The following is an 8,560-nucleotide window of genomic DNA, read 5'->3' on the forward strand; positions in this document are numbered from 1 at the left end:
TGGTGGAAGATGTTAAAACGTGAACAGTTGATCGGTGCCAACTTTTCGTTCCAGCACTATCCCTTTCAATGGGTTGTCGAACAGCTTCGACTGATGGGCTTTCAACGTATGGAGCTATGGGGAATAGCCCCCCATCTTGATCTGTTTCATGCTGACCGTGCACGGCATTCAGGTGTCCGGTCAATTCTGAATGATAACGGGATCAGCGTGCATTGCTTCACCCCGGAACAGGTTCTTTATCCGGTCAACATTGCCTCAGGCGACGTAGCTTATCGTGAAAAGAGTGTTGAATGCTTTCTGCGAGCAGCCGATTTCAGTGCCGAACTGGGTGCGAGCTACCTCTTCTTGACACCCGGACGGGGTTTTGAGTGCGAGAGCCGCGAACGCGCGTGGAACCATTCGCTTCAGTCGTTGGAGAGAATTACGACACATGCGGCCAATCTGGGGCTTCGATGTTTGCTTGAGCCCCTACAGCGCACTGAAAGCAACATCGTCAATAATGCCGCCGATCTTGAACGTCTCTGGCAGGATCTGAATGCGGAAAATGTCGATCTGGTACTTGATCTGGTTGCCATGGCAGCGGCTGAAGATAAGGTCAGTGATTACTTTTCGAGATTTGGCAAACGTCTTGCCCATGTTCATGTCGTCGATGGAACATCAGCGGGACATTTGGCGTGGGGGGACGGAAACTTGCCACTTGACGGCTACCTTACTGAAATCGCTCATCATTCATTCCGGGGCACATTGACCTTCGAGCCATTTGGCAATGGCTCATATGCACTGGATCCGGTTGCAGTCTGGCGGCGCTGCCTTGATGCGATTTCCCCTCATTTTGATACTGCGGAATGATGATGAAGAACGCAAATCTCAATCTTGTTGCTGTGGGTGACAACTGCCTTGATGCTTATCTGAACAAGGGGGTCGTTACTGTTGGTGGAAATGCCCTTAATGTTGCTGTGCAGTGGAAACGGCTTGGGGTCGGTGCCCGGTATATCGGCGCACTGGCACCCGACAGGGAAGCAGAGATCATGCTTGATGTGATCGAAGATGTCGGACTTGTGCCAAGCGATATTGAAACTATTCAGGGAAATTCAGCTGTAACGCTTTTGACCGATAATGACGGTGAACGGCATTTTCTGTTTGAATCTCTGGGTGTTGGTGAAAACTACATTCCAGATCAGCAGCGATATCAGGCATTGCTCTCATCCGATTGGACTCATCTTGGGACCAATTCCAGTGAAAAACTGGTGCGTCAGCTTGTAGAGGACGGTGTCAGATTCAGTGTGGATGTCTCTACCCGGCATTTTGACCTGACGCTTGAGGGCGTCCCATTAGTTTTTGCATCAGGACCAGACGACCCGGACGAACCGGTTCAACCATTGATTACACAATTCAAACGGGCTGGAGCTCAACAGGTCGTTATTACCTGCGGCAAACGCGGTTCTTTCTATGACAATGGACGCCAATTGTATTCCGCAGGTTCCGTACCCGTGAACGTGGTCGACACTTGTGGAGCTGGTGATAGCTTTATCGCCTCATTTCTGGTGGCGCTTTTCTTCGAAGGTTGCTCTGAAGAAGAGGCGCTGCAAAAGGCTGCTGTCAGTGCGTCTGAAACCTGCACGCACCCGGGGGGCTTTCCCCAGCCCTTGCAGTCAATCCCACAATGGTTGCTCGACAAATACCACGAAGTGATTGCAACAGCGCAGAAGGTCTGACTATGAGCTCTATCACAATGAGACCACCCGTTGTCGCGGCGAAGCAGGATCGTTCCTTCTGGCTGCAAAGTATTGGCGCAGATCCGGTCACCGCACCTTTAACGGGTCAGCAGCAATGCGATATTGCAATCGTTGGCGGGGGATATGCCGGGCTTTGGACGGCACTGCGGATACGAGAACAAGAACCAAATTCGCGTATCACAATCCTGGAAGCAGATTTTTGCGGTTCGGGCGCATCCGGGCGTAATGGCGGACAAGTCCACAGCTGGTATGCTGAAATCGATATGTTGCGCGACCTTGTGGGCGACGAAGATGCGCGCATGCTTTGTCAGGCAACCTGCGATGCAATTGATGAGCTGAAAGCGCTGCAAGATTGTGGAACCATTGACATGGATCTGCGTCTTGATGGCTGGCTGTGGACCGCAAGTTCTGTCGCACAGGAAGGTGCGTGGGCGAAAGCACTGGATATCTGTCAGAAATCCGGGTTCAACCCGTTCCAGACACTGAATGCGCACGACATTGAACGGCGCACTGGCTCTAGCGCATCATATGCCGGTATTGTCGAGGAGCGGGCAGGGACTGTCCAGCCTGCCAAGCTTGCTCTTGGCCTTCGCAAACTTGCGCTTTCCAACGGGATTGTCATTCATGAAAAAAGCCCTGTTTTGGAGATCGTTCCGGGTGAGCGGCCCGAACTTAAAACACAAGACGGGACATTGACTGCCAACAAAGTTGCTTTAACGGTCAATGCTTGGGCTTCCGCGATCCCTGAGCTTCATCCCTATCTTTATGTGGTGAGCAGTCAACTCGTTGCGACAGCGCCTGCTGGAGATATACTCAAGCGTATCGGTTGGACTGATGGTGCTTCGATCTGTGATGCGCAGCAACACGTGCTCTATTATCAGCGCACGCCGTCGGATCAGGTCGTATTTGGACGGGGAACGGGTGGAATTGCCTATAATGATCGGATTGACGAACGTTTTAATCGCAGCGGCGACGGCGGTGCAGACAATATACGTGAACTGCACCGCGTATATCCTCAGCTAAAGGACGTGCCGATCCTTCATGACTGGAGCGGTCCGATCGACTGTACGGCGCAGCATCTACCGGTATTCGATCATTTAAGGCATTACCCGAATATTTTCTATGCTCTGGGTTTCAATGGGACCGGCATTGCCCAGGCGCCTGTCGCAGGTCGGATCCTTGCAAGCCTGATCCTGGGACGCGTGGATAAATGGAGCAGTTGTGGTTTGGTGGGGATCAAAAACCGCACCAAGCTTCCGCCCGAACCTGTGCGTTATCTGGGTGCGAAAATCGTTCGCGCGGCTATTCGAAGAAAGAACGATACCGAAATCCTCAACCGTGTCCCGGGCCCCATAACGAGGTTCCTGGCAAGTCTGGCTCCGTGAGCAACACAACCCAAGCGAAACAAGAATAAAAGGAATGGGAACGATGGCCGACCTGTCGCTGAAGAATATACGTAAATCCTACGCCAACCTGGAAGTACTCCATGGCATTGACCTTGATATTACATCGGGGGAGTTTGTCGTTTTCGTCGGGCCGTCCGGTTGTGGAAAGTCAACCCTGTTGCGCTCAATTGCAGGCCTTGAGACGATAACGTCGGGTGATCTTGTCATCGCCGGGGAGCGTATGAACAATGTCGCTCCGTCGAAACGGGGTATTTCGATGGTCTTCCAGTCATATGCACTTTATCCTCATATGACAGTCTATGAGAATATGGCTTTCGGTCTGCGTATTGCCGGCGTGACGAAGGCAGAGATAGACAAACGGGTCAAGAAAGCCGGCGAAATTCTTCAGCTTAGTGAATATCTGCAACGCTTGCCAAAGGCCCTTTCGGGAGGACAAAGACAACGTGTTGCGATTGGACGCGCAATTGTCAGAAACCCGCGTGTTTTCCTGTTTGACGAACCCTTGTCCAACCTTGATGCAGCCCTGCGGGTGGCTACACGCATCGAGCTTGCAAAACTCAAGCAAAGCATGCCCGATGTCACGATGATTTATGTGACCCACGATCAGGTGGAAGCGATGACACTGGCGGATCGGATCGTTGTGTTCAAGGATGGCAATATCGAGCAGATTGGAACACCAGTAGAGCTTTACAAAAAGCCAGCCAATCTTTTCGTTGCGCAGTTTATCGGTTCTCCAGCCATGAACATACTCGCGGGCACTATATCGGAGACCTCGGGACGTAGTTATACCTGTCATCTTGATTGTGGGACGAAACTTGCCCTTGAAGCCAGTGATGGAACTTTCGCACTCAATGATAGAGTTAGCGTTGGAATTCGACCCGAGAATACCAGGATTGCCCGCGAGGAAACTGGCAGCCCCCTCTTTTCGGGAACCGTGGATCTTGTAGAGCATCTGGGCGAGGCGCAAATCCTTTACATCGACATGGTCGGTTCCGACACCAAATATCTGATCAGAACCCCTGAGGAAGCGGATTTTAGGCTCTCAGATACATTACGATTTACAGCTTCGACGAAGGACATGCATATCTTCTCCGCCAATGGAACAGCCGTTCCGGTTCAAGTAATCTAGAGTTTTGAATATCATCTTTGGGCAGTGATTTCGGCGCAGCGGTATATAGTGCGGTTTTGAAAAGGTAATGCAGTGATCTCTGGCAAACGCAATTGATTGTCGTACGGTGTTGGTCGGAAAAGATCGTAGCGGCGAGCTCCGCATTATGGAGGCCATTCACCGTATAGCGAGCAGCCATGGCAATGTCGGGAACGGTAGTAGTCCCGGCCCAACTTCAACGAAGATTGAGCCGGGGTGCTGTTAGTAGTCGGTGATCTTTTTCATGTAGCGGCGACCGTCCAGCATGACCTGTTCACGTTTCGCCGCCAACTTATAGGCAAATTTCCAAAGAGCATCGAAGAAAATCAACGGCACGAAATATCCCTTGAAAGTGTCATCTATGTCAGCGAGATCGAGTTTCGCTGCATCCAGCACCAACATATTGTCCGGCTCGCCGAAACGGTACAGGAAATCCCGGCCACGCTCGGCCAGCGCACGCGTTTCATCGAGCCCAATCATGACGACGAAGCAGGCATTTTTATCGACGACTTCGAATGGGCCATGGAAGAACTCATTGGCGTGGATAGCTTGCGAGTTGATCCACAGCATTTCCATGAGCACGCAGATGGAGAATGAATAGGCTGCGCCATAAACCGGACCGCTAGCCATGGTGTACACGACTTTTTCGCGGCCATAGCGCTCTGCATATCTGGTAAAGGTTTCATCAAAATGCTGCTGACCGCGTTCAATGGCCGGTTGCAGTGCCGGCAGGCTTTCCAGCAGTTTGGGCAGCAGGCTGGTCTTGTCGCGTAAATCGACAATGCCCGCCAGCAACATGTAAAGCACGCTGTAATTGCTGTCGGCACCATCGATCGGAATGCCGGTGGTGTAGGACGCCTGGTATTGCAGCACGTGGTCGGCGGCGGCGGCGAGCGGCGATTGCGGATCCAGCGTCAGGGAGATCACGCAGGCGCCCCGGCGACGGGCATGTTCTGCCGCCCGCACCGTTTCCTTGGTGGTGCCCGTCTGGGAGCACAGAATGACAATGGCATCGCTGTTGAGGCGACGCGGGTCGCGTGTGACGAACTCGTCGCCATTATAGACATCAGAGGTCAGCAGTCCCGAATGGCGATCCAGAAAATACTTGCCCGGATGCATGATTGACAGCGGGTTCTGTCGCAAAATTTTGTGCTGGTTAAGTGCGCCTTATCACTGGGCACAATTATGCTGCGAGCTCTGCAAAGACCTGAAAAGGCGAATGGTTGTTGTTTGCGAATTGGCCTTTGCGGATCATATGTGCCACTTCAATGCCCGCGATTGTCGCTGATGCGCTGTGAAACGCCTTGAAGCCCATCATTGGCTTGGTGATCTTCTTGATGAACCGATGGTCTTGCTCAAGAATATTGTTGAGATATTTCACCTGAAGAATTTCAAACATCATGCCGACACCAGTGATTTTCAGGATCGTGTTTGCAGCCTGTGCACCGGCCAGGTTAGCCCCGCTTTTATCAATGACAACCTTGTGCGGAACACCATTGCTTGCGATGGCTTTTTTAAAGAAACGCCTTGCCGCACTAAGATTTCGGCGCTCAGAGAGCATAAATTCCAAGGTTTGGCCGTCACGATCAACAGCCCTATACAGATAGGTCCATTTCCCTTTGACCTTTATATAAGTCTCGTCAATACGCCATGAGCCAAGAGTTAAACGCTTACGTTTCTGTGCCTGCTCTGCAATCTGTGGAGAATATCGTACAATCCATCGGTTCAGTGTTGCATGGTCAACATCGACACCACGTTCAGCCATGATTTCCTGAAGATCGCGATAGGAAACTGGATAACGGACATAAAAGAACACAGCATAAAGAATGACACTTGTGGGGAAATGAGCTCCCTTGAAATCCACTGTCACCCGCTAAGACCTCATGCAGTTTCCCGTACTGATAATGACATAGATCACCAAAAGTGAAAAATTTGCGACACAGCCCATAGCCAGGGATCAGGAAGTGATCGGCCTTCTGACGGCACAAGTTCAATCGACGCGACGTATGGCCCGTGATCAGATTAGCAACTTCGCCCGTCGGATGGAAAAACTGCACAACGAAGGCGAGGGGGCGAGGCAAAACGATCTTGGCGGCGTCCGGCTGGGTTTTGCATCGGAGAAAAACGACAGACAGAACGAATCTGACCCGTTCTATCAGGTCGATAAGTCATCCGGATTATTGCTCAAAGAGCGTGGCGGAACAGGGATGCCTACCACCACTAATAACAAGATCGCTTTTTGGTCCGGTGGATATGTGAATTTCGGTGACTTCAATTCCGACGATACCGCTATCTCTTCGACGACTATGGGCGTTTCGGGCGGGGTTGATTATCGTTTTTCGAAATCCTTCGTTGCAGGCATTGGCTTCGGTTACGGACGTGACAAATCTGATGTCGGTTCGCAAGGTTCTGAAAGCGAAGCAAAGGCCATTTCTGCAGCGATATATGGCTCTTATCATCCTGCAAATGGCACCTTCATTGACGGCCTTGCTGGATAGTCCCCACTTTATTTTCATTCCCCTGAGATCGACTTCACACGCGATAAAAGAGGACGCGTCCCGCTGGAACGAGCTGAAGGCACATATCAAAGTCCTTGACGTTCCTGGTTAGGATCACGAACCCGCCCTTCAGGCCCTGTAGGAATAGCGTGCAGTCCTGAAGGCATTTGCGCTTCTGGTCGTCGCTGTAGTGCTGGAGTCTGCAGATCACGCCATTCAGGATCGCGGCTCGGCCTAGGACGTCTATATCCGGAACCGACGTCCGGTGCTCGGTCATGCTCTCGATGGTGTCAGAAATCACCTTTTGTACGTGAGCTGTCCTTGGATCGTTGGGATCGAGCGCACCCATGCTGTGCGCCAGCTCCTGAACCGCGACTGATGAATGATAGCTGTGTCGCTTCGAGAGGAACTCCTCGATTTCGTCAGGGAGCTTTCCCTGCATCTGATCGATGTAGACGCAGGTGTCGAGCAGCAGCCCTTGCGATGCCAGGTTGTTGCCATCGAAGAAGGGGAGTTTGCTGTCTGGTCGTCTGGAGATGTTGCCGGAAGGGAAAGACCGGAGCCATCGCTTGGCCCCGGCGATATCGAATGACGGCATCAGAACCCCAATTTGATATCGGGGTCGACGGTGCCCTTGATCTTCTTGAAAACCTCGGGGAAGGGGTCTTCGAGCGCGATTGATGCGAGGGCGAACTCGACGAGCGCCGTGCTCGACTTGATGCCCGTGCGCCTCTTTGCCTGCTCCAGAAGGCGATGGTTCACGCGAGCAGAGATCCGGTCGTTCTTGTCGCCAGCGATCAGGCCAGTCTTCTCAGCCGCCGCCAGGACGTGCCGAACCTGATCAGTCGCCACCTTTTCCTGTTTCATAACCTTGCCGTTTCCTTTGGATGACAAATTATCGTTTTGTCATACATAGCACTTCAGATTAGCTTTGACCAGCCTCGACTGCTTGCTATTCCTTAAGGCGTTGACGACGCTTGCGTTCGTACTCTCTTCTCTTCTGGCGAACGACACTCGGATCCTGCCGATACGGGGAGGAGGGGGCACGTCCTTTGCCGAGGTTGATTTCGTTGAAATAACGGGAAACCGTAGCCTGAGAAATTCTGAATTCGGCGCTGATCTGTTGTTGTGTCGCCCCATCCTTGAACATCTGCTTCATTCGAGCGACCTTTTCTTCGCTCAGTGCCGGAGGACGACCGCCCTTGCGACCCTCCTGCCTGTTCAGGGTGTTTGTGCGTTCGTTTTGGACCTGCGTGTCAATGGATGCGATCATTTCCAGGACAAACATCTCGTGGCTGTCCGCCTTGAAGGAGGTTGGCTTCACCCGAGGCTGTTCGAAGTTGTTCACGAAAACGGGCGGTCGAGCCACCGTGATATAGGCACCCTTCTTAGCAGCAGTGGAACAGTGATCGAAAAATGTCCGCGCCGAATTAGCACGCCTTATCTGCAATAGTTTGCCTCGATTCCGCCGACGTGAGAGGATGTTAGACAATAACTTGAACTATCCTTCTTTATAGTTCAAATTTAAGGGGAGATGTCATCATGACAAAGGGCATGGCAATTAAGCGTTTTCTTGCCGCAATGGGATTTATAGCTGCCGTCCATTTAATATTCTTTGTCTGGACGTGGTCGTGGGGTTTCTCAAACAACGTGAACGGCCCAGGATTCGTTTGGGCGCTTCTAAGCACGTTTATACGGCTGTGTCGCAAAATTTTCACTTCTGCTGAGCTATGTGAGCGTCAGTGCGCATAATTGAGTGAGGCGAATGCGAAT

The 8,560-nt window shown here is 51.9% G+C and carries 10 protein-coding genes; 5 read left to right on the top strand and 5 right to left on the bottom strand.

Going from position 1 to position 8,560, the window contains the following annotated elements:
• Nucleotides 1-9 precede the first annotated feature (9 nt).
• Genes HWX93_RS20565 through HWX93_RS20580 form a run of 4 tightly spaced genes read left to right on the top strand, consistent with a single transcriptional unit; the run spans nt 10 to nt 4,271 of the window.
• Nucleotides 10-849: a sugar phosphate isomerase/epimerase family protein gene (locus HWX93_RS20565; RefSeq protein ID WP_109989635.1), complete on the top strand. Its 840-nt coding sequence runs from the start codon at nt 10-12 to the stop codon at nt 847-849.
• Nucleotides 846-1,715, top strand: a complete 870-nt coding sequence (locus HWX93_RS20570) for a PfkB family carbohydrate kinase (RefSeq protein ID WP_176038543.1) — start codon at nt 846-848, stop codon at nt 1,713-1,715. The genes HWX93_RS20565 and HWX93_RS20570 overlap by 4 nt, the downstream gene beginning before the upstream one ends.
• 17 nt (nt 1,716-1,732) lie before the next feature.
• A complete protein-coding gene (locus HWX93_RS20575; RefSeq protein ID WP_235969163.1) occupies nt 1,733-3,121 on the top strand; it encodes an NAD(P)/FAD-dependent oxidoreductase in 1,389 nt (462 codons plus the stop codon).
• 43 nt (nt 3,122-3,164) lie between these two features.
• Nucleotides 3,165-4,271 carry an ABC transporter ATP-binding protein gene (locus HWX93_RS20580; protein ID WP_151557831.1) on the top strand — a complete coding sequence of 369 codons (1,107 nt, stop codon included), beginning with the start codon at nt 3,165-3,167 and terminating at the stop codon, nt 4,269-4,271.
• 240 nt (nt 4,272-4,511) lie between these two features.
• Here HWX93_RS20580 and HWX93_RS20585 read toward each other — a convergent pair whose 3' ends face one another.
• Nucleotides 4,512-5,408: an SIS domain-containing protein gene (locus HWX93_RS20585; protein ID WP_235969164.1), complete on the bottom strand. Its 897-nt coding sequence runs from the start codon at nt 5,406-5,408 to the stop codon at nt 4,512-4,514.
• 64 nt (nt 5,409-5,472) lie between these two features.
• Nucleotides 5,473-6,159 (bottom strand): IS6 family transposase, encoded by a 687-nt coding sequence (locus tag HWX93_RS20590; protein ID WP_176038545.1) that lies wholly within the window; start codon nt 6,157-6,159, stop codon nt 5,473-5,475.
• Between the two features lie 94 nt (nt 6,160-6,253).
• Between HWX93_RS20590 and HWX93_RS20595 the strand changes: the two genes are divergently transcribed.
• On the top strand, nt 6,254-6,787 hold the full coding sequence (locus HWX93_RS20595; protein ID WP_235969165.1) for an autotransporter outer membrane beta-barrel domain-containing protein: 534 nt from the start codon (nt 6,254-6,256) through the stop codon (nt 6,785-6,787).
• 34 nt (nt 6,788-6,821) lie between these two features.
• Here HWX93_RS20595 and HWX93_RS20600 read toward each other — a convergent pair whose 3' ends face one another.
• The 3 genes from HWX93_RS20600 to HWX93_RS20610 all read right to left on the bottom strand — a co-directional run bounded on the left by HWX93_RS20600 (nt 6,822) and on the right by HWX93_RS20610 (nt 8,135).
• Nucleotides 6,822-7,385: a type II toxin-antitoxin system VapC family toxin gene (locus HWX93_RS20600; RefSeq protein WP_176038546.1), complete on the bottom strand. Its 564-nt coding sequence runs from the start codon at nt 7,383-7,385 to the stop codon at nt 6,822-6,824.
• A complete protein-coding gene (locus HWX93_RS20605) occupies nt 7,385-7,654 on the bottom strand; it encodes a hypothetical protein (RefSeq protein ID WP_021587185.1) in 270 nt (89 codons plus the stop codon). The genes HWX93_RS20600 and HWX93_RS20605 overlap by 1 nt, the downstream gene beginning before the upstream one ends.
• 85 nt (nt 7,655-7,739) lie before the next feature.
• Nucleotides 7,740-8,135: a helix-turn-helix domain-containing protein gene (locus HWX93_RS20610; protein ID WP_146206523.1), complete on the bottom strand. Its 396-nt coding sequence runs from the start codon at nt 8,133-8,135 to the stop codon at nt 7,740-7,742.
• Between the last annotated feature and the right edge of the window lie 425 nt (nt 8,136-8,560).

The sequence above is a fragment of the Brucella tritici genome (assembly GCF_902825325.1).
Classification (GTDB): Bacteria; Pseudomonadota; Alphaproteobacteria; order Rhizobiales; family Rhizobiaceae; genus Brucella.